Annotated in this window: 14 protein-coding genes and 1 pseudogene; 6 read left to right on the top strand and 9 right to left on the bottom strand. The window is 74.6% G+C overall.

Going from position 1 to position 18828, the window contains the following annotated elements:
• The 3 genes and pseudogenes from BMW99_RS42465 to BMW99_RS35800 all read right to left on the bottom strand — a co-directional run.
• Positions 1-89, bottom strand: a pseudogene (locus tag BMW99_RS42465) ((Fe-S)-binding protein); the annotation flags it as partial.
• A gap of 170 nt (positions 90-259) precedes the next feature.
• The gene (locus BMW99_RS35805) at positions 260-1360 is read right to left on the bottom strand and encodes an NAD(P)-binding domain-containing protein (protein WP_075018247.1); all 1101 of its coding nucleotides are present in this window, start codon (positions 1358-1360) and stop codon (positions 260-262) included.
• A gap of 398 nt (positions 1361-1758) precedes the next feature.
• Positions 1759-2583, bottom strand: coding sequence for a glycoside hydrolase family 3 N-terminal domain-containing protein (locus BMW99_RS35800; protein WP_075018246.1), 825 nt, complete (start codon positions 2581-2583; stop codon positions 1759-1761).
• A 214-nt stretch (positions 2584-2797) separates the two neighbouring features.
• Between BMW99_RS35800 and BMW99_RS35795 the strand changes: the two genes are divergently transcribed.
• Positions 2798-3220, top strand: coding sequence for a YjbQ family protein (locus BMW99_RS35795; protein WP_069465414.1), 423 nt, complete (start codon positions 2798-2800; stop codon positions 3218-3220).
• A gap of 27 nt (positions 3221-3247) precedes the next feature.
• On the opposite strand, the gene BMW99_RS35790 is transcribed toward BMW99_RS35795, so the two are convergent.
• The gene (locus BMW99_RS35790; RefSeq protein ID WP_069465415.1) at positions 3248-4309 is read right to left on the bottom strand and encodes an ATP-dependent DNA ligase; all 1062 of its coding nucleotides are present in this window, start codon (positions 4307-4309) and stop codon (positions 3248-3250) included.
• Positions 4310-4386: 77 nt separating this feature from the next.
• Here BMW99_RS35790 and ligD point away from each other — a divergent pair, with 77 nt between their 5' ends.
• A complete protein-coding gene (gene ligD / locus BMW99_RS35785) occupies positions 4387-5397 on the top strand; it encodes a non-homologous end-joining DNA ligase (RefSeq protein WP_069465416.1) in 1011 nt (336 codons plus the stop codon).
• Between the two features lie 58 nt (positions 5398-5455).
• On the opposite strand, the gene BMW99_RS35780 is transcribed toward ligD, so the two are convergent.
• Entirely contained in the window at positions 5456-7237 is a 1782-nt protein-coding gene (locus tag BMW99_RS35780; protein ID WP_069465417.1) for a glycoside hydrolase family 35 protein, read from the bottom strand.
• A 370-nt stretch (positions 7238-7607) separates the two neighbouring features.
• Between BMW99_RS35780 and BMW99_RS35775 the strand changes: the two genes are divergently transcribed.
• Together BMW99_RS35775 and BMW99_RS35765 are read left to right on the top strand one after the other, a co-directional pair.
• Positions 7608-8639, top strand: a complete 1032-nt coding sequence (locus tag BMW99_RS35775; protein WP_245791768.1) for a LacI family DNA-binding transcriptional regulator — start codon at positions 7608-7610, stop codon at positions 8637-8639.
• 192 nt (positions 8640-8831) lie between these two features.
• Positions 8832-13406, top strand: coding sequence for an endo-alpha-N-acetylgalactosaminidase family protein (locus tag BMW99_RS35765; RefSeq protein WP_079176295.1), 4575 nt, complete (start codon positions 8832-8834; stop codon positions 13404-13406).
• Positions 13407-13474: 68 nt separating this feature from the next.
• Here BMW99_RS35765 and BMW99_RS35760 read toward each other — a convergent pair whose 3' ends face one another.
• Genes BMW99_RS35760 through BMW99_RS35750 form a run of 3 tightly spaced genes read right to left on the bottom strand, consistent with a single transcriptional unit; the run spans position 13475 to position 15479 of the window.
• The gene (locus BMW99_RS35760) at positions 13475-14377 is read right to left on the bottom strand and encodes a MauE/DoxX family redox-associated membrane protein (RefSeq protein ID WP_069465576.1); all 903 of its coding nucleotides are present in this window, start codon (positions 14375-14377) and stop codon (positions 13475-13477) included.
• A gap of 12 nt (positions 14378-14389) precedes the next feature.
• Complete coding sequence (locus BMW99_RS35755; protein WP_069465575.1) at positions 14390-15022, bottom strand: cell wall protein; 633 nt, start codon at positions 15020-15022, stop codon at positions 14390-14392.
• 34 nt (positions 15023-15056) lie between these two features.
• On the bottom strand, positions 15057-15479 hold the full coding sequence (locus BMW99_RS35750) for an RlpA-like double-psi beta-barrel domain-containing protein (RefSeq protein ID WP_069465574.1): 423 nt from the start codon (positions 15477-15479) through the stop codon (positions 15057-15059).
• Positions 15480-15724: 245 nt separating this feature from the next.
• Between BMW99_RS35750 and BMW99_RS41660 the strand changes: the two genes are divergently transcribed.
• Positions 15725-15868, top strand: coding sequence for a hypothetical protein (locus BMW99_RS41660; RefSeq protein WP_176735602.1), 144 nt, complete (start codon positions 15725-15727; stop codon positions 15866-15868).
• Here the strand turns inward: BMW99_RS41660 and BMW99_RS35745 are convergent.
• Positions 15850-16344: an Lrp/AsnC family transcriptional regulator gene (locus BMW99_RS35745; RefSeq protein ID WP_069465573.1), complete on the bottom strand. Its 495-nt coding sequence runs from the start codon at positions 16342-16344 to the stop codon at positions 15850-15852. The genes BMW99_RS41660 and BMW99_RS35745 overlap by 19 nt on opposite strands.
• Positions 16345-16669: 325 nt before the next feature.
• Between BMW99_RS35745 and BMW99_RS35740 the strand changes: the two genes are divergently transcribed.
• Positions 16670-18157, top strand: a complete 1488-nt coding sequence (locus BMW99_RS35740; protein ID WP_075018244.1) for an FUSC family protein — start codon at positions 16670-16672, stop codon at positions 18155-18157.
• Positions 18158-18828 lie beyond the last annotated feature (671 nt).

Below are 18828 nucleotides of genomic sequence, written 5' to 3'. Positions count from 1 at the left end.
CCCAGGCGTTCCAGCAACCGCACCACGGCCTGACCCGTCCGCGGATACACCAGATCGTTCACACACGTCACAAACAGCGCTACCCGCATCGCGGCCCCGGCTCCCGCCCGCACACCGCGGTGCCGTCCCGTCGTCGATCACACATGCGCTCATCCTGCCCCACCGGAGTCCGCCAGGGAAGAAGACATCCGATGTTTTGCGGCGCCGGGGTGCGGGGCGATGACCGCTGCTGCGCAGGGGTGCCGGCAGCCGCCGGGCGTCAGCCGGCCTGGGCCGCGACCGCGACGGGCTCCGGCGGCGGCGCGTCCCGCACGCCCGCGAGCAGGCGCCGGACGTCGCGCACGGCCGTCCGGCCGGCGCGATTGGCGCCGATGGTGCTGGCGGAGGGGCCGTAGCCGAGCAGGTGGATCCGCGGGTCCCTGACCACGCGCGTGCCGTCCATCCGTACACCGCCGCCCGGTTCGCGCAGCCGGAGCGGGGCGAGGTGGTCGAGTGCGGCACGGAAGCCGGTGGCCCACAGGATCACGTCGGCCTCCACCTCGCGACCGTCCGCCCAGGCCACGCCGTGCGGCGTGATCCGCTCGAACATCGGCTGCCTGCGCAGGATTCCACGCGCCTGTGCCTCGCGGACCGCCTCCGTCGCGGCCAGCCCGGTCACGCTCACCACGCTCTGCGGGGGCAGCCCCTCCCGGACGCGCCGGTCGACCTGCGCGACGGCCGAACGGCCCCAGTCCTCGCTGAACGGCCGGTCCTGGAAGACCGGCGGGCGCCGGGTGACCCACGTCGTGCGGGCGACCTCGGCGAGTTCGATCAGCAACTGCACGGCCGAGGTGCCGCCGCCGACCACGACGACGCGCTGCCCGGCGAACCCGGCCGCACCGCGATATCCCGCGGTGTGCAACTGCCGCCCCTGGAAGGTCTCCTGGCCCGGGTAGTACGGGAGGAACGGCCGGTCCCACGTGCCGGTCGCGTTGAGCAGCGCGCGTGTCGCCCACACGCCGGCGTCGGACTCGACCCGCAGCCGCCCGCCCTCGCCCTCGCGGACGGCGGTCACGTCCACCGGGCGCCGGACCCGCAGGCCGAAGGTCTCCTCGTAGCGTGCGAAGTAGGCGCCGACGACCTCGGCGGACGGCCGCCCCGGGTCCCCGTCCTCCAGCGGCAGCCCCGGCAGGTCGTGCACCCGGTGCGCCTTGCCGTAGGTCAGCGAGGGCCAGCGGAACTGCCAGGCCCCGCCCGGCGCGGGGGAGTGGTCCAGCACGACGAAGTCCGTGCCGGGCCGCAGTCCGTCGCGCGCCAGGAAGTAGGCGGCCGACAGCCCCGCCTGTCCGGCACCCACCACGGCGACCTCTACCTCGTTCACGCCTCTACCAACCCGCCGGCCGCCCTCATGCTTCCCGCGCCGGGTCCTGGCGGGTCCCGCCGGGTCCCAGCGCGCCCCGGGAGGGACCCGCGGGTGGGCTCCGCGGCCCGGTGGCGAAGGGGCGCGCGGCCCGGCCGGTCGGCCGCGGGACCGTTTCCGTGGCCCCGGCCGCACGCCGTCCTCCGCCGCCCGGCACTCCGGCGGCGCGTCCGCGTCCTCCGCCGGCAGGTAACGCGCCGCCTCGGCCTTCCGTGCGGCGGGCGAGGCGGGGTGCGGCGGGCACGGCGCGGATCGGTTTCCCGCGGCCCCGCGCGAGGACCGAGAGGCGGCCGCGGGCTGTCCGGCGGGTCGGCGCGTGCGAGGAGCGCCGCCCGGCCGGCGGGCCGGGGCGAGCCGGGTCAGGCGTCGCGCGTCACGGGCCGCCGCGCCGCGACCGGCGTCCGCGGTTCGGAGGCCCAGCGCCGCAGTCGGGCGACCCGTTCGGCGGCCTCCTCCAGCCGGGCCAGCGGGAGGTCGCCGTCGGTGACGGCACGGGCCGCCGCCGCGTGGATCGCCTCGCGGACGCCCGATCCGCTGCGCGGCCCGAGCCTGACCAGGTCGACGCCCGCGATCCACGCGAGCACCGCGGCGCCGGGCACGCCCCAGCCCTCGACCACCGCGGGTGCGTCCAGTGCGTCGCTCATCACCGCGCCGGAGAAGCCGAGTTCGCCCCGCAGGGTGCCGGTGACCGCGGCCGGGCTGAGCACCGCGGGGCGCCCGTCGCCGCCGGGGGCCGGTGCGTGGCCCACGGCGATCGCGCGGACCCCGGCTGCCAGGCCCTCGGCGAAGGGCCGCAGGCCGCCCGCGCCGGTGAACGGCCCGAGCGCCGCGGCCACGCCGTGCGCCTGCAGGCCCGTGACGAAGGCGCCGGTGGCGCCCGGGGCCGGATCGGGTCGCACGCCCAGGTGCAGATTGGCCCCGGAGGCCACCAGTTCGGCCGCGGCTGCGGTGCCGTCCACCGCGGGCCGCGGGCCGGTGTGCCCGGCGAGCGCGCCGGGCAGGGCCGCGCGCAGTGCCCGCGCCGCCCTGCGGGCCGCGGCCGCGCAGCCGGCGTCGACGGCCGCTCCGGGGGTGCCGCGCTCCAGGCCGTGCAGGATCCAGTCGGGAAGCCGGTCGCCGGACCCGCTGACGGTGGGCAGCAGGCACGAGTCGACCAGGACGGCGAGCCGGTGCGGCGCGTTCACGGCGGGTGTCCCCCTTACGGGCGCGGCGGCTGGGGCTGGTGTGCCGAGCCCGCCGAATGGTACAGACCAATCCCGAGGTGCGGCAACGGCCCCTGGCCCAGAGCTCGGAGAGCCCGCCCGGCAGCGCCCGCGGAGCGCGGCGCGAGGCCGTCCGGGGCGTCCCCGGCGGGGGGCCGCCGACCCGTGCCGGCAGCCGCCGGGCGACCATGGAGGCATGGCCGACACCTTCTCCACCCGCGTCATCGACGTCGCCACCGGATCCGCCGAGGCCGTCCACGACCTCACCGCCGCCTGCACCGCGTTCCTGCGCGAGGCGGCCCGGGGCCGCGACGGGCTGCTCAACGTCTTCGTCCCGCACGCCACCGCGGGCGTCGCCGTCATCGAGACCGGTGCCGGCAGCGACGACGACCTGCTCGCCGTGCTCCACGACCTGCTGCCCGCCGACGACCGCTGGCGCCACCGGCACGGCAGCCGCGGCCACGGCCGCGACCACGTGCTGCCCGCGCTCGTCCCGCCGCACGCCACGCTCCCGGTGGTCGGCGGCGGCCTCGAACTCGGCACCTGGCAGTCCGTGGTGCTCGTCGACACCAACAAGGACAACCACCACCGCACCGTGCGGCTCAGCTTCCTGGGCTGACGCCCGCTCCGGCGGCGGCCGGGCCGCTCACAGGCCCAGGACCTCCGCCAGGTCGTAGCTCACCGGCTCCTCCAGTTGCGCGTACGTGCACGACTCCGGCTCCCGGTCCGGACGCCACCGGCGGAACTGCGCGGTGTGCCGGAAACGGTCGCCCTGCATGTGGTCGTACGCGACCTCCAGAACACGTTCGGGCCGCAGCGGGATCCACGACAGGTCCTTCTTGCCCGTCCAGCGGCTCGGCCCGCCCGGCAGCCGGTCCGCGGCCTGCGCCTCCTCGCTCGCCCACCGCTCCCACGGGTGCCCCTCGACCGAGTCCATCCGCAGCGGCTCCAGTTCCTCCATGAGCGCCTTGCGGCGGGCCATCGGGAACGACGCGCTGACGCCCACGTGCTGCAGCCGGCCGGCCGCGTCGTACAGGCCGAGCAGCAGCGAGCCCACGACCGGCCCCGACTTGTGCGGGCGCAGCCCGGCCACCACGCAGTCGGCGGTCCGCTCGTGCTTCACCTTCACCATCACGCGCTCGCCCGGCAGGTACGGCAGGTCCTGCGGCTTGGCCACCACGCCGTCCAGGCCCGCGCCCTCGAACTGCTCGAACCAGCGCGCCGCCACCTCGCCGTCCGTCGAGACCGGCGTCAGGAAGACCGGTGCGGTGGCGTCGCCCAGGGCCTGCGCCAGCGCCTGCCTGCGGTCGATCTGGGGCAGTTCCATGACCCGCGTGTCGTCCAGGGCGAGGAGGTCGAACGCGACGAACGAGGCAGGTGTCACCTCCGCCAGATGACGTACCCGCGAGTCGGCGGGATGGATCCGCTCCAGCAGCGCGTCGAAGTCGAGCCGCCCGTCGCGGATGATCACGATCTCGCCGTCCAGCACGCAGCGCTCCGGCACCTGCTCCCGCAGCGCCGCGACGACTTCGGGGAAGTACCTGGTCAGCGGCTTGCCGGAGCGGCTGCCGAGCTCGATCTCGGCACCGTCGCGGAACACGACGCAGCGGAAGCCGTCCCACTTCGGCTCGTAGAGCATGCCGGGCGGGATCTTCTTGGCAGCCTTGGCGAGCATGGGCTGCACCGGGGGCAGGACGGGAAGCTCCATGGGGGTGATTGTGCTCGCGCCGACCGGTCCGCGCCCGCCAGGGGGCGGCACTCGGCCCCACCCCCTAGCGTGGACGCATGGCAGAGACGCTGGAGCTGACGGTCGGCGGACGTACCGTGAAGGTGTCCAACCCGCAGAAGGTCTACTTCCCGCAGACCGGCTACACCAAGGGCGACGTGGCCCGCTACTACGCGGCCGTGGGCGACGGCATCCTGCGCGTGCTGCGGGACCGGCCCACCACGATGCAGCGCTTCCCCGACGGGGTGGAGGGGGAGTCCTTCTTCCAGAAGCGGGCGCCGAAGAACCTGCCGGACTGGATCCCGACCGGCCGCATCGCCTTCCCCAGCGGCCGCTTCGCCGACGAGATGTGCCCCACCGAGCAGGCCGCCGTGTTGTGGGCGGCGAACCTCGGCTGCCTCACCTTCCACCCCTGGCCGGTGCGCCGCGGCGACACCGAGCACCCCGACGAACTGCGCATCGACCTCGACCCGCAACCGGGCACCGACTACGCCGACGCCGTCCGTGCCGCCCTGCAGCTCCGCGAGGTGCTCGAGGAACTCGGACTGCGCGGCTGGCCGAAGACCTCCGGCGGGCGCGGCCTCCACGTCTTCGTGCCGATCGCCCCGGAGTGGACCTTCGTCCAGGTACGGCGCTCGGCCATCGCGGTCGCCCGCGAACTGGAGCGGCGCGATCCCGAGCGGATCACCACGGCGTGGTGGAAGGAGGAGCGCGGCGCGAAGATCTTCGTCGACTACAACCAGACCGCCCGCGACCGCACCATCGCCAGCGCCTACTCGGTGCGGCCCTTCCCGCACGCGCCCGTCTCGGCGCCGCTGCGCTGGGACGAGGTCGGCAGCGCGGTGCCCGCCGACTTCGACCTCACCACGATGCCGGGCCGCTACGCCGAGGCCGGCGACGTGCACGCCGACATGGACGACCACGCGTTCCGGCTCGACGCCGCCCTCGACCTGGCCAACCGCGACGAGAGCGAGCACGGGCTCGGCGACCTGCCCTACCCGCCGGAGCACCCGAAGATGGCCGGCGAGCCGAAGCGGGTGCAGCCGAGCCGCGCGAAGAAGGAGTCCTGAGCCAGGTGGACGAGGTGGCCCGGACACCCGGACCACCGCGGTCCGCGAGGCCCGCCGATCAGTCGAAGGACTCCACGAACTCCTCACCGGGGCCGAGTTCGGGGCCGTCGCGCAGCTCGATCCGGTCGCCGAAGCGCTCCAGTTCCAGCACGGTGACGGTGTTCTCGCCCGGCACCACCAGCGGGGCCGGGACGTACAGCGTGACCTGCGGGCCGATCTCCCAGTAGCGGCCCAGCAGCGTGCCGTTGACCCAGGCGAAGCCCTTCGCGAACCCGGGGAACGCCAGGAAGGTGTCGGCCGGCTCGTTGACCGTGAACCGGGCGGTGGCGAAGCCGGAGGTGCCGTGCGGGGCGGCGGAGGCGGGCGCGCGCCGCACCTCCTCAGGGGTCCACTCGTCCAGCGGCAGGCCGTGCATCGTCCAGCCGTGCACCAGCCGGCGCTCCACCTGGACGCCGCCGAGGACGCCCTTGCCCTGGCCCAGCAGCGGGCCGTAGTTGATCCTGCCCTGGTTCTCCACGAGCAGTTCCAGGCGCACTTGGGCGCCCGCACCCGGCACGGTGACCGATCCGGTCTCCCGGTCCAGTACGCCCGCGCAGGCGCCGTCGACGAACACCTGGGCCCGGTCGTGCAGCCCGGTGACCGTCAACGTCTGCGTGCCCGGCGGCAGATGGGGCTCGGCCCGGTAGAGCACCAGGCCCGAGGCCTGGCCGAGGTCGTCGAAGCCCAGGGGGTGCGGCGAGGCCACCGCCCGCTCGGCCAGCGCGCCGAGGCCCGCGAGCAGGCCCGCGCCGGGCACCGGCCGCAGCACCCGGGGCGGCAACGGGGCCGCCAGCGGCGGCAGCGGGCGCGGCGTCGCGCCGGTGGCGGCCAGCAGCCGCTCCCGGAGGGCGTGGAACTTCGGCCCGGCGGCGCCGTGTTCGGCGACCGGCGCGTCCGAGTCGTAGCTGGTGACGGTGGGCTGCAACGCGGTGCCGTCGTGGTTGGCACCCGACCACAGGCCGAAGTTGGTGCCGCCGTGCGCCATGTAGATGCTGACGGAGCCGCCGGCGTCCAGGATCTCGCCGAGGGTGTCCGCCGCGCCGGCCGCCGAGCGGACGTGGTGCGGCTCGCCCCAGTGGTCGAACCAGCCGTTCCAGAACTCCGCGCACACGAACGGCTCGCCGTCGCGCCGGGACCGCAGCAGCGCGGCGGCGTCGGCGGCGCGCGAGCCGAAGGTCGCGGTGGCGAGCTGGCCGGGGACCGTCCCGGCGTCCTGCATCAGGTCGGTGGGACCGTCGGCGGTGTAGAGGAGTTCGGTGATGCCGCGGTCGGCGAGCGCGTCGCGCACCCAGCGCACGTAGCCGCGGTCGTCGCCGTAGCTGCCGTACTCGTTCTCGATCTGGACGGCCGCGATCGGGCCGCCGAACGACGCCTGCAACCGGGCCAGTCGAGGGATCAGCGCGTCGAACCAGCGTGCCACCTCGTCCAGGAACGGGCGGTAGGAGGAGCGCAGCCGCATCCCCGGCGCACCGGTGAGCCAGGCGGGCAGCCCGCCGTTGTCCCACTCGGCGCAGATGTACGGGCCGGGGCGCAGGATCACGTCGAGCCCGGCCTCCTGGGCCAGTTCCGTGAAGCGCTCCACGTCGCACCAGCCGTCGAAGCGCGGCAGGCCCCGGGTGCGCTCGTGGAAGTTCCACGGCACGTAGGTGTCCACGGTGTTGAGGCCGAGCGCCGCCAGCCGGTCGAGCCGGTCCGCCCACAGGTCCGGATGCACCCGGAAGTAGTGCAGCGAGCCGGAGAGGATCCGGTGCGGACGCCCGTCGCGCAGCAACTCGCCCCGCGGGTAGGACAGCAGGGGCAGCGACCGGTGGGCGCGGGCCGCGACGCCGCCGGCGGACGCGGCGGATCCGGCGCGCGCGTCGGTCGCGTCCGAGGGGTACGGGGGCTGCGGGGACGGTGCCGTGGCGGCGGGGGCGCCCGCCGGATCGTCCAGCCCGACGACCACGCCCCGGAATGATATCGATACCTTCTCGCCGGTCGACGGCTTCATGAATGCGGCCTCCGCCTTCGTCGCGCCTTCAGCTGAGGCGTGGGGGAACTCTCGCACATCATGTTATCGATGCCAAGAGGGGTCCGATCCCGCTGCCCCCGCACCGCCCCACCGCTCCTTCAGGCCCCTTCCAGCAGGTGGGAGCGCTATCATCTGGGCAGGGATGAGCCGGAAGGGACCCATGGACAAGCACACTACGCGCGAGGCCGGGCGGCCGCCGGGCATGACCGACGTCGCCCGGGTCGCCGGCGTCTCCGCGCAGACCGTCTCCCGTGCCCTGGCCGGCCACCCCAACGTGCAGGAGAAGACCCGGGCCAAGGTGCTGGCGGCCGTCGAGCAGCTGGGCTACCGCAAGAACAACGCGGCCCGCGTGCTGTCCTCCGGCCGCAGCCGCACCATCGGCGTGGTCACCCTGCAGACCAGCTTCTACTCGCGCACCGCGCTCACCCACGGCATCGAACGCGCCGCCCAGGAGGCCGGGTACGCGGTGAGCACGGCCACCACCGCCTCGCTCGACACCTCCGCCATCGAGGCGGCCATGCTGCGGCTGGCCGACCAGCACGTCGAGGGCATGATCCTGGCCGTGCCGCTGATCCACGTCAGCCGGCAGATCGAGCAGCTCACGGGCGCGGTGCCGACCGTCACCATCGACGGCTCGCGCACCTCGGCGACCGAGGTCGTGGCCGTGGACCAGTCGCTGGCCGCCCGCCTGGCCACCCGGCACCTGCTCGACCTGGGCCACGAGACGGTCTGGCACGTGTCGGGACCGCGCGCCTGGCTCGACGCGTCCAGCAGGTCGCAGGGCTGGCGGGCGGTGCTGGAGGCCGAGGGCCGAGTGGTGCCGCCGGAGCTGGAGGGCGACTGGTCGCCGGAGTCCGGGTACCGCAACGGCCTCATCCTGGGCCGCATCCCGGACGTCACCGCGGTGTTCGTGGCCAGCGACGAGATGGCCTTTGGCGTCATCCGCGCGCTGCACGAGCTGGGCCGCCGGGTCCCCGAGGACATCTCGGTGGTGGGCGTCGACGACATCGCGCTGGCCGAGTACTGCTCGCCGTCGCTGACCACGGTGGCGCAGCCGTTCGCCGAGATGGGCGCGCTCGCGGTGGGCCACCTGATGCGGCACATGGCCGACCCCGGGGCGGCGCTGGAGCCCGCCTCGGTCGAGCCTTCGCTCGTCGTCCGCGCCAGCACCGCGCCCGCCCGCCGGGCCTGAACGACCGCCCCGCCGGGCCCGGTTGCCGGGCCCGGTTGCCGGGCCAGCGCCTCCTCGCGACCTCCTGTGTCCAGCGCTAACAGGCGCCCAACCGAGCATGTCGCGCTCTGGTGTTATCGATACCATTCTTGCTACCGTCTGCCTCACTTCAGCGCTCCACGGCACTTCTACGGAAGCTCACAGGTGGTACGTATGACCCCGCGCTTGCCCTGGACACCGCACCGCAGACGCCGCTCCCGACCGGGTCCCGCGGCATCGGCGACGGTGCTCGTCTCCCTCGCACTGCTCGCCCTCGGCGTCGCGCCGGCCCACGCGAGCCCGGCGCTCGCCCCGGCCGCCGCCGACGCGGGGACGCCCATCGACCCGGCCCAGTACAGCCTCGTCGGCGCCGACTCCGAGTCGCCGCCCTACCCGGCGCCCCCGGCCCTGGACGGCACCGCGCTCGCCGCCCTCGACAACGACGCCTCCACGCAGTGGACCGTCGCCTACGACGTCGTCAACGGCGCGGGCGTGGCCAGGACGCCGATGCCGCACTGGCTCACGCTCGACGTCGGCGGCTCCTTCACCCTGACCGGCCTGGACTACCAGGTGAAGAACCAGTCCAACGGGCCGGTGAAGGACTACCGGGTCTTCGTCACCGACAGCGCCGCCGTCGCCCGCGACCCCAAGGCCGACTGGGGCGCGCCCGCCGCCACCGGGTCCTTCCACCAGCCGTCGGCCAACTCCGAGGTGCAGACCGCGGTGTTCGACCGGCCGGTCACCGGCCGCTACGTGAAGTTCGAGGCCGACAGCGCGGTCAACGGCAGCGACAACGCCTCCGCCGCCGAGATCCGGGTCCGGGCCACCGGCGACACCACGCCCGCCCCCGTCGACCCGCCGCCCCCGGCCCATCCCGCCACACCCGTCGAACTGCGCCGCGGCGGCCTCACCGTCGAGGTGGCCAAGGAGTTCCCCCAGGTCGTCTCGTACGCGATGGACGGCGGCACGCTCGGCGGCCAGCCGTCGGTGCTGGACACCTTCGCGATCAACGGCGTCGACCACACCGCGACGACGGCCCTGTCCGCGACGGGCACCACCGCGACCTACACCTCGACGTTCGCGGACCTTCCCGGCCTGTCGATCACCTCGACGATCACCGTCACGGACCGGCGCACCGTGGTGTTCGCCGTGACGAAGATCGCCGGGAGCGCGGCCGCCACGGTCGACCAACTCGCCATCCCCGGGCAGTCGCTGGTGTCCCTCGACACCTCGGACCCGCACGCGAACCTGGCCCGCACGAAGATCGCGACGGACTCCACCACCACGGCCGACCAGTTCCTCGCCGTCACCGCCGCCACCAAGCCGGACTCCGCACCGGTCGGCACCCCGTACGGGTTCGTGAGCAACTCGACGCTGTCGGCCGGGCTGCTCACCGACGCCACCGAGGACTCCGCGCAGGACAGCAACACCAACAACAACACCCGCCTGATGTCGCGGATCACCGACGCGGGCGGCGGCGCCCGGCGCGCCGAACTGTCGGCCGGCACCTACACGTACGCCGCCAAGGGCGCCACCGACGCACGGGTCGCCACCTATGCGCTGCCGACGACCACCGTGGTGCTCGCCGGCGACGCCAACCACGACGGCCAGGTCACCTGGCAGGACGGCGCGATCGCCTACCGCGATGCGATGACGCACCCGCTCGGCGCCGACCGGGTGCCCGAACGGGTCGTGCAGCACATCCCGTTCAACTTCGCGAGCGAGGCCACCAACCCGTTCCTGAAGACCCTCGACAACGTCAAGCGGATCTCGCTGGCCACCGACGACCTCGGCCAGTGGGTGCTGGAGAAGGGGTACGCCAACGAGGGCCACGACTCCGGGCACCCCGACTACGGCGGCGACTACAACACCCGGGCCGGCGGCCTGACCGACCTCAACCGCCTCGCCTCCGTCGGCGCGCAGTACAACTCCGACATCGCCGTGCACGTCAACGTCACCGAGGCGTACCCGCAGGCGAAGAGCTTCAGCTCCGGCCTGATCAAGGGCCAGGTCAACGGCTGGGACTGGCTCAACCAGTCGTACCACATCGACCAGCGCACCGACCTGGGCACCGGAGCCGTGCTCGACCGCTTCAGGGAACTCCGCAAGGAGGCCCCCGGGATCAGGACCGTCTACATCGACGCGTACTACTCCAGCGGCTGGCTCGCCGACGAACTCGCCCGCCAGCTGCACGCGATGGGCTTCGAGGTGGCCAGCGAGTGGGCCTACAAGTTCGAGGGCGACTCGATCTGGTCGCACTGGGCGAGCGACAAGGGCTACGGCGGCCCCACCAACAAGGGCATCAACTCGAACATCGTCCGGTTCATCGCCAACTCCGACCGCGACGTGTGGAACGTCGACCCCCTGCTCGGCGGTTCCTCCATCAAGGAGTTCGAGGGCTGGACCGGCCAGGACGACTGGAACGCCTTCTACGGGAACATCTGGTCCGCCAACCTGCCGACCAAGTTCCTGCAGCACTACCAGGTCATGGACTGGGACTTCGGCACCTCCGCCGACCTGACCGGCGGCGTGCGGGTCGTCCGTGACGCCGGGGTCCGGCAGATCACCATGGGAGGCGCGCTGGTCCTCAAGGGCGACAGCTACCTCCTGCCGTGGGGCGAGGCCGAGGGCGGTGACGGCACCTCGTCGCCCAGCCGCGCCGACAAGATGTACTACTTCAGCGCCTCCGGCGGCAGCCACACCTTCGACCTGACCGGGCAGTTCGCGCCCTACCGGCACTTCACGCTCTACCGGCTCACCGACCAGGGCCGCGTCAAGGCCGCCGACATCACCCCCGACCACGGCACCGTCACCCTCGACGGCACCGCGAACCAGCCGTACGTGCTGGTGCCGGCGGGCGGCCGGGCGCCGCAGCCCGATGTCGACGTCCACTTCGGGCAGGGCAGCGGGCTGGCCGACCCCGGCTTCAACGCCGGCGACCTGACCGCCTGGCACCCGTCCGGCGGCGCGGCCACCGCCCGCACGGACACCGGCGACCAGGTCGCCCGCCTCGGCACCGCGCAGTCCGGCATCTCCCAGCGCGTCACCGGGCTCGTCGCCGGCCGGCGCTACGCGTTCAGCGCCGACGTGGAGATCGCCCCCGGCCAGCGCCGGGCCACCACGCTCGCCGTCACCGGCGCGGGCCGCACGGTGCGGAACACGTTCGACACCACGCCCGCCGCCAACGAGGTCGCCGCGGACGCCAAGCAGGGCACGTACGCACAGCGCGCCTCGGTGTCCTTCACCGCGCCGCCCGGCGGCACCGTGAGCGTGGCGGTCGCCGCCGTGCCGGGCGCGGCCGCCGTCACCCTCGACGACCTGCGGCTGACGGACGACACCACCGCGCCGCTGCCGGCGGCGGCGACCAAGGGCGCGACCGTCGTCGCGGCCGACGACTTCGAGGGCAACCAGCCCGGCTGGGGCCCGTTCGTCAAGGGCGACGCGGGCGGCATCACCGATCCGCGGACCAGCATCAGCGACCTGCACGCCCCCTACAGCCAGAAGGAGTGGAAGAACACCTACGCGCCGTACAACTCCGGCACGCTCAACGGCAAGGCGGTGGACGACGTCCTGGACGGCAGCCACTCGCTGAAGGCCCACGAGGAGAACACCGGGCTGGTCTACCGCACCGTCCCGGCCACCGTGCCGTTCGTCGCCGGCCACCGGTACGCGGTCTCGTTCCGCTACCAGACCAACATCGACGGGCAGTGGGCCTGGGTGACCGGCGCCGACACCGTCGGCGACGGCACGGTCGCCGCGAAGGACGTGACCCGCGACGTGCTGGCGCCCGCGCTGGACACCGCCACCTACTCCAAGGAGATCACCGCCGGCTGCGGCGACACCTGGGTGGGCCTGCGCAAGCTCGGCGGCGCGGCGGGCACCGACTTCGTGCTCGACGACTTCACGGTCACCGACCTGGGCCCGGCGAGCCAGGGCCCGGCCTGCGCGAGCGTCACCACCCCGGCCGGCGCCGAGCTGAGCCCGGGCGTGCCCAGCGCCTACGTCACCACGTTCACCAACAGCGAGCTGACGGACGCCACCGACGTGCGGGTCACCCTCGACGGCCTGCCGCAGGGCTGGACGGCGGCGGTCGCCGCGCAGGACGGGAACGCCTTCGCCAAGGTCGCGCCCGGAGCGTCCGTGAGCACCACGTGGCTGCTGACCGCGCCCGCGGGCGCCGCCGGCACCTCCGCCACGTGGCAGGCCGTCGCCGCGTACACCGACGACGGCGCCGCCAAGTCGGTGTCCGCGGACGCCAAGGCCACCGTCGCGACCCGCGCGGTGCTCTCCCCGAGCACCATGACCGCGACCGCCGACTCGGAGAACCTCTCCTCCGGGCCGGCCGAGGGCCCGGTGGGCAACGTGCTCGACGGCGACCCCGGCACCATCTGGCACACCGACTACACCGACGCCGACGCGCCCTACCCGCACTGGGTGACGCTGAAGCTGAGCGGTCCCGCCGACATCGACGGGTTCGGGTACCTCGACCGGCAGACCGGCGGCCCCAACGGCCGGGTCGCCGCCTACCAGGTCGCGGTCTCCGACGACGGCACCACCTGGCGGACCGTCGCGTCGGGCACCCTCGTCGACTCGCCGCAGACGCAGGCGATCGAGTTCACCTCGGTGCGGGCCTCGTACGTGCGGTTCACCGCTCTCAGCGCGCTCAACGGCCAGCCGTTCGCGGCGGCCGCCGAGATGCGCGTGTACGGCGCGTACACGGACACCCCGGTCGGCTACCCGCCCAGGTAGCCGGCCGCGGACTCACGCGGCCCCGGGTGAGGTGCCTCCCGCCCGGGGCCGCGTGGACCACCTACCGCTCAGGTGGCCATCGGCAGCACCTGCCGGGTGGCCATGCCGGCCAGCAGGTCGACCGGCACCATCTCGTCGGTGTCGTCGTCGATCACCGACACGCGGACCGCGGGGCTCGACGTGGTGTCGATGCTGGCGCCCAGGTCCAGGGCGAACAGCACGTTCACCGGGCGGGCTCCGCGGGCCGCCTGCTCGTACACCCCGGCGAACCGCAGCACCCGCCAGCCCTCGTCGTCCCAGTGGTCCAGCAGCGCGGACCGGACGATGGGCGAGGCGGCCTGCCAGGCCACCGACTGCTCCAGCAGCTCGACGGAGGCGGCCACCGGCACCGGGCCGTCCGCCGCCCCGGCGAGCGGGTTGCCGAACAGCCGGATCCGCAGACGGCGCAGCGGCAGCAGCCACACGTGGTCGAGGTCGGCCGAGACCGCGCACAGCAGCAGCGCGGCCGCGACCGCGAACGCCGCCGACCAGCCGGGCCGCCGGGCCGCCTCGGTCCACCAGGGATCGGTGGCGGTCGCCGCCGCCGCGCCGCCCAGCAGCACCAGGCCGGCCCGGGCGAAGGACCGTACGCCGATGGGCCCTTCGGCCTTGGCGCTGCACCCGCAGGACGACTCGGGCGCCGTCGCCCGGGCGTAGCCGAGATAGCCGGTGAAGCCCGCGCCGAGCACCGCCGTGGCCACGCCCGGCAGCAGGGTGCCGGGAACGGCCAGCAGCGCCGCCGCGACGGCGAGTTCGGCCGCGCCGACCGCGCGGAGCGCGAGGCCGGCCCGCCGGCCGTCGTTGAGGACGCGCACCAGCACCGTGTTCGCGGCGAGTTGGGCGGTGCGGCGGCCGAACAGCTTGCCCGCGCCGGTCACCGCGAGCAGCAGCCCGCACACCAGTGGGGCGAGGTCGGAGACGATCGGGATCATGGCACCGTCCTCTCAGTGGCCGACGGTGACGCGGGCGATGTCGATCGCGTCGTCCGCGGGCCGCCACGCGCCGAGGATCTGCGCCGACTGGCCGATCCGCACCCGCGACAGGTCCGAGGTCAGGGCGCCGCCCAGGTAGGAGGCGGTGGTGGTGTCCGCGACGATGTGGCCGACCACGGCGTGGTCCTGCGCGCCGTGCGCCAGGTGCAGCCGGTCCTTCGCGATGCCCTTGACGGTGCAGTAGAGGTTGACGATGTTGACCCACACCGCGTCGGCGGCGATCGTGCCGTCGGGCATGTCGACACCGCGCGCGTACAGCCCGTCGCCGACCTGGATCTGGTCCGCGGTGGTCGTACGCAGCTTCCAGATGCTGGTGGCGTTGGTGAGCTGGATCAGGTGCTGGTCGCCGTGGGAGCCGGCGACCTCCAGCACGCTGCCCTTGATCTGCGTGATCCGCCCCTCGGCGAACGCCGACCTGGAGATCGCCGGGTCCAGCGACGGCATGGGCGCGGCGAACGCGGCGTCCGCGTCGAGGCCGCCGAGCGCGGAGGCGCCCACGATGGTGGCGCCGCCGAGCGCGGCCGTGGTGAGGAAGCGCCGGCGGTCCAGGCCGCGGCGCCCCGGGTCGTTCTGACGGTGGCTCATCTCGGTGTGCTCCTTCCTGGTGGGGGGTCGGCGGTCACTCGTAGATGTAGACGGGCAGCTTGCCCGAGCTGAGGTTCCCGATCGCCGAGAAGGCGGCGGGCGTGAGGTCGATGACGCGGTTGGTGCGGCAGGCGCCGTTGCAGCACGTGGACTCGCCGCAGAAGCTCTGCGTGCGCGGGCCGCAGTCGGAGACGGTGACGCACACGGTGGCGCCGGAACACTGGTGCTTGACGTTCATCACCGAGCCGCAGCCGCGGCGCGCCATGTTCTCGCCGCACAGGTCGGGCCGGGTGATGTTCCAGCACGACTGGGAGGCGTTGGGCCAGGCGGCCTGGTGGGCGCTGGAGTTGCAGGTGCCGCAGGCGCCGCCGCCGGCGCTGCCGCAGGGCCCCCAGGCGCTCCCGCAGCAGAACCAGGTGGTCTCACCGGCCCACAAGCTGGTCGATCCGCAAGCCATGTCGAACTCCTTCACTGACACGCACGGAATGACCCGTGCATGACAAATCGGAAACGGCACAGCTCCGTCGTGGAGTGGGGGGCCGCGACGGACCGGGAAGGGAACTCCTGCTGCGCCGTACGTGTCGGATGAGTCGGCAGTGCAGGTGGAGCATCCGCCATGATGCGCGTTTCTACGCGCGTCCGCCAGAGGGGCGGACGGGCCGGAACGTATGCGTGTGCCCACGGGTGCCCACGGGTGCCCGCGTGTCTGCGCGGGTGTACACGGGCGACGTGAGCGGCGGGTGCGGCGGCCGGGAGCCGGCGGAGATCGGCACCCGCGTGGCCGAGTTCGCCGTCCGGTGCGCCGCGGGCCCGCGGCGCGCGGAGGGCTACCTGGCCGTCCGCTGAGTCTCGGGGGCGGCGCGCCCGACCGCCTCCACCAGCGGCAGGACCCGCGCCTCCACCCGCTCCCGCAGGGCGATCTCGGTGCTCGTGCGCACCACTCCCGGCAGCTGGATCAGCCGCTGGATGATGTCCTCCAGGTGGCCGTTGTCCCGGGCCACGACGCGGGTCAGCACGTCGCCGCCGCCGGTGATCGAGTGCGCCTCGATGATCTCCGGGATGGCCGCCAGCGCCCGGCCGACCTCGTCCAGGCGTCCCTGGGTGACCTCGATCCGGACGAAGGCCAGCACCGGGTGGCCGAGTGCCGCCGGCGAGATCCGCGGACCGGCGACCGCCGTCACCCCGTCCCGCTCCATCCGGTCCAGACGGGCCTGCAGCGTGCCGCGGGCCACACCGAGGATCCGGGCGTACTCGCGGACACTGGTGCGCGGCTGCTCCAGCACCAGCCGAAGGATCCTCGCGTCCAGGGCGTCGACGGGCATGGGCCACTGGTCCTCTCGTGGTCGGTGATCCAGCCTTCTCACCGTACCAATGGTCCAGCTCAGGACGCATCGTTTGAGCCATCACCCGGCCGGATGCTTTCCTGGTGGTGACGACGGCGTTGCGGGTCCCCGCAACGCCTTTGTCATGCCCGGCGGCACGAGCACGAGCACGAGTGCGAGTACGACGCCCGCGAGCCCGCCGTCCCGAGGCCCGGCCGACCGGAGCGCCGCTCACCGGAGCAGGGCCCTCCGCCGCCGGGGCAGCCGAACGAGACCGACCGCAGGAAACGACGCGAACAGGGGTGGAACCGCACAGGTGAAGAGGATGTTCGTCGCACCGGATCCCGGGCGCGCCCGGCTGCGCTTCGCGGCCCGTGCCCTGCTGGGCATCACGGCCGCCGTCACCGTGATCGCGCTCGCAGGCCTCCCCGCGCCCGCGGCCTGCGCCGGCGGGCTCGCCGCGCTGCTCGCCTTCTTCACCGTCGCCGACCCGACCGTGCGGCGGCAGGCGGTGACCACCGCGCTGCTGCCCGTCGTGGGACTCCCCGTGCTCGCCGCCGCGGCGTGCCTGCACCCGTACCCCCTCGCGCGGGACGCCGCCTTCGTCGCCGTGGTCGGCGCCGGCGTCTACGCCAGACGCTGGGGGGCGCGCGGCCACGCGCTCGGCGTCTTCGCCTTCATGATGTTCTTCGTCGCGCAGTTCCTGCACGCCGTCCCCGGCGACCTGCCGGAACTGGCCACCGCCCTCGGCATGGGCCTCGGCTGCGCCGTGACCGTCCGCTTCGGCCTGTGGTGCTACGAGCGCGGCAGCGCGCCGCCGCCCGCCGTCGACCTGCCGCTGTCGCGCGGGCTGCGCCGGCCCACCACCCGCCAGGCCGTCCAGGCGGCGACGGCCGCGGCGGCCGCGCTCGCGCTCGGCGCGGCCGTGTCGGCCGACCGCTGGTACTGGGCCGTGGCCGCCACCTGGTGGATCTTCGTCAACACGGCCTCCCGCGGCGAGACCCTGGTCCGCGGCTTCCGCCGGGTCCTGGGCACCGCGGCGGGCATCGCCGCCGGATTCGCGCTGGCGATCCCGCTGCACGGCGCGACCGTGCCGTCCCTGCTCCTGGTCGCCGCGTGCGTCTTCGGCATCTTCTACAGCGCGCAGGTCTCCTACAGCTGGATGACGTTCTTCGTCACGGTCATGGCCGGCTCGCTCTACGGGCTGCTGGGCGTGCTGCACCCCGGCCTGCTGGCCCTGCGCATGGAGGAGACCGCGGCCGGCGCGCTCGCCGCCGCCGTCGCCGTGGTGCTGGTGCTCCCCGTCACCACGCACGCCGCCACCGACGCCTGGATCCAGCGCGCCCTGCACACCGTCCGGCAGGCGGCGGCCGGTCTGGAGGAGGGGCACGGCGCCGGGGTGGCCGCGCGGGCCGCGGAGCTCGACGTGGTCCTGGCCAAGGTGCGTGCTTCCGTCGCGCCGCTGGTCCATCCGCTCAGCCCGATGCGGGCCCGCCGCGCCCGCGCCCGGCGCGTGCTGGAACTGCTGGACGCCTGCGCCCACCAGGTGCGCGGCCTCGCCGAGACCGCCGCGCACCCCGGAGCGGGGCAGGACGAGCGGCTGCGCGCGGCCTGCCTGCGGGTGGAGCACGCGGTGCTCCGGCTCGTCGATCCGGCCGCCGCGGCTCCCGCCCCCGCCGCACCCCTGATGGCGCCCGCGGCCCCCTGCCCGCGCGCCGACCGCACCCTGGCCCACCTCCACGGCCTCGAGACGGCCCTGACCGCGCTGGCCACCCCGCTCCACACCGACCGCCGCGCCGCCCTGGCCGCCTGACGCTCGCGCTTGGCGTTCCCCGTCCGCACACGGCGTGCCGCCGCACGGCGTCGGATGCCGCGCCGGGCGGGCGTGCGGGCCCGATGCCGGTGCCGGCGTTCGATGCGCTGCCCCGCGTCGAATCGCGCCCCCACCGGCGGGGCTGGGCGCTCGCGCGCTGCCTGGCGCTGTGGCTGACACGGGGCGTCTGTTGCGGCGGGCGTTCCGTGCTGTCCCGCGGCCGACGACGGTGTGCGCCGTGCGCACGATCGCGCAGGCCCGCGGGGGCGGGCTTGTTCGCTGAGCCGATGCCGGGACCGGCCCGGTGCGCCGCGCCGGACGGCGCCCGGCTCCGGCGCCTCGACGGCCGCGTCCGTCTCGCTCGGCGTGGTGAGGCGATCCGCGCCCCCTGCCCGCGGGTTGGGGCCCATGCGTCGCCGGCTGCGTCGTGGCGGACGCGTGGCCCCCTCCATGCGCCAGGCTCGCCCCCGCGCGCCGATCCGTGCCCCAGCGCCGGGGATCGTGCGACCGCTTTCCGGCCAGGGACCGCGCCGTTGGCGTCGAGGGGCGTCGACGCTGGGTGGTGGGGCACTGAGGACCGCGGGAGGCGCGGTGCGGGGTGCGGAAAGGACCGCCGGGGACCTGTGGGAAGGGGGCCGGGGCGGCCCCGGAGGGCGCGTCGGAGTGGGGGA

Source organism: Actinacidiphila rubida (assembly GCF_900110255.1).
In the GTDB taxonomy this organism is placed as follows: Bacteria; Actinomycetota; Actinomycetes; order Streptomycetales; family Streptomycetaceae; genus Actinacidiphila; species Actinacidiphila rubida.
Note: the sequence above shows the minus strand (reverse complement) of the source record. Positions and strands in the feature narration are given on the sequence as shown.

Coding starts and splice junctions, on each gene's coding strand:
- BMW99_RS35795 (WP_069465414.1), top strand. CDS start 2,798: ATGGCCGACACCTTCTCCACCCGCGTCATCGACGTCGCCACCGGATCC.
- BMW99_RS35755 (WP_069465575.1), bottom strand. CDS start 15,022: ATGAGCCACCGTCAGAACGACCCGGGGCGCCGCGGCCTGGACCGCCGG.
- ligD (WP_069465416.1), top strand. CDS start 4,387: ATGGCAGAGACGCTGGAGCTGACGGTCGGCGGACGTACCGTGAAGGTG.
- BMW99_RS35775 (WP_245791768.1), top strand. CDS start 7,608: ATGGACAAGCACACTACGCGCGAGGCCGGGCGGCCGCCGGGCATGACC.
- BMW99_RS35765 (WP_079176295.1), top strand. CDS start 8,832: ATGACCCCGCGCTTGCCCTGGACACCGCACCGCAGACGCCGCTCCCGA.
- BMW99_RS35760 (WP_069465576.1), bottom strand. CDS start 14,377: ATGATCCCGATCGTCTCCGACCTCGCCCCACTGGTGTGCGGGCTGCTG.
- BMW99_RS35750 (WP_069465574.1), bottom strand. CDS start 15,479: ATGGCTTGCGGATCGACCAGCTTGTGGGCCGGTGAGACCACCTGGTTC.
- BMW99_RS35790 (WP_069465415.1), bottom strand. CDS start 4,309: ATGGAGCTTCCCGTCCTGCCCCCGGTGCAGCCCATGCTCGCCAAGGCT.
- BMW99_RS35745 (WP_069465573.1), bottom strand. CDS start 16,344: ATGCCCGTCGACGCCCTGGACGCGAGGATCCTTCGGCTGGTGCTGGAG.
- BMW99_RS35740 (WP_075018244.1), top strand. CDS start 16,670: ATGTTCGTCGCACCGGATCCCGGGCGCGCCCGGCTGCGCTTCGCGGCC.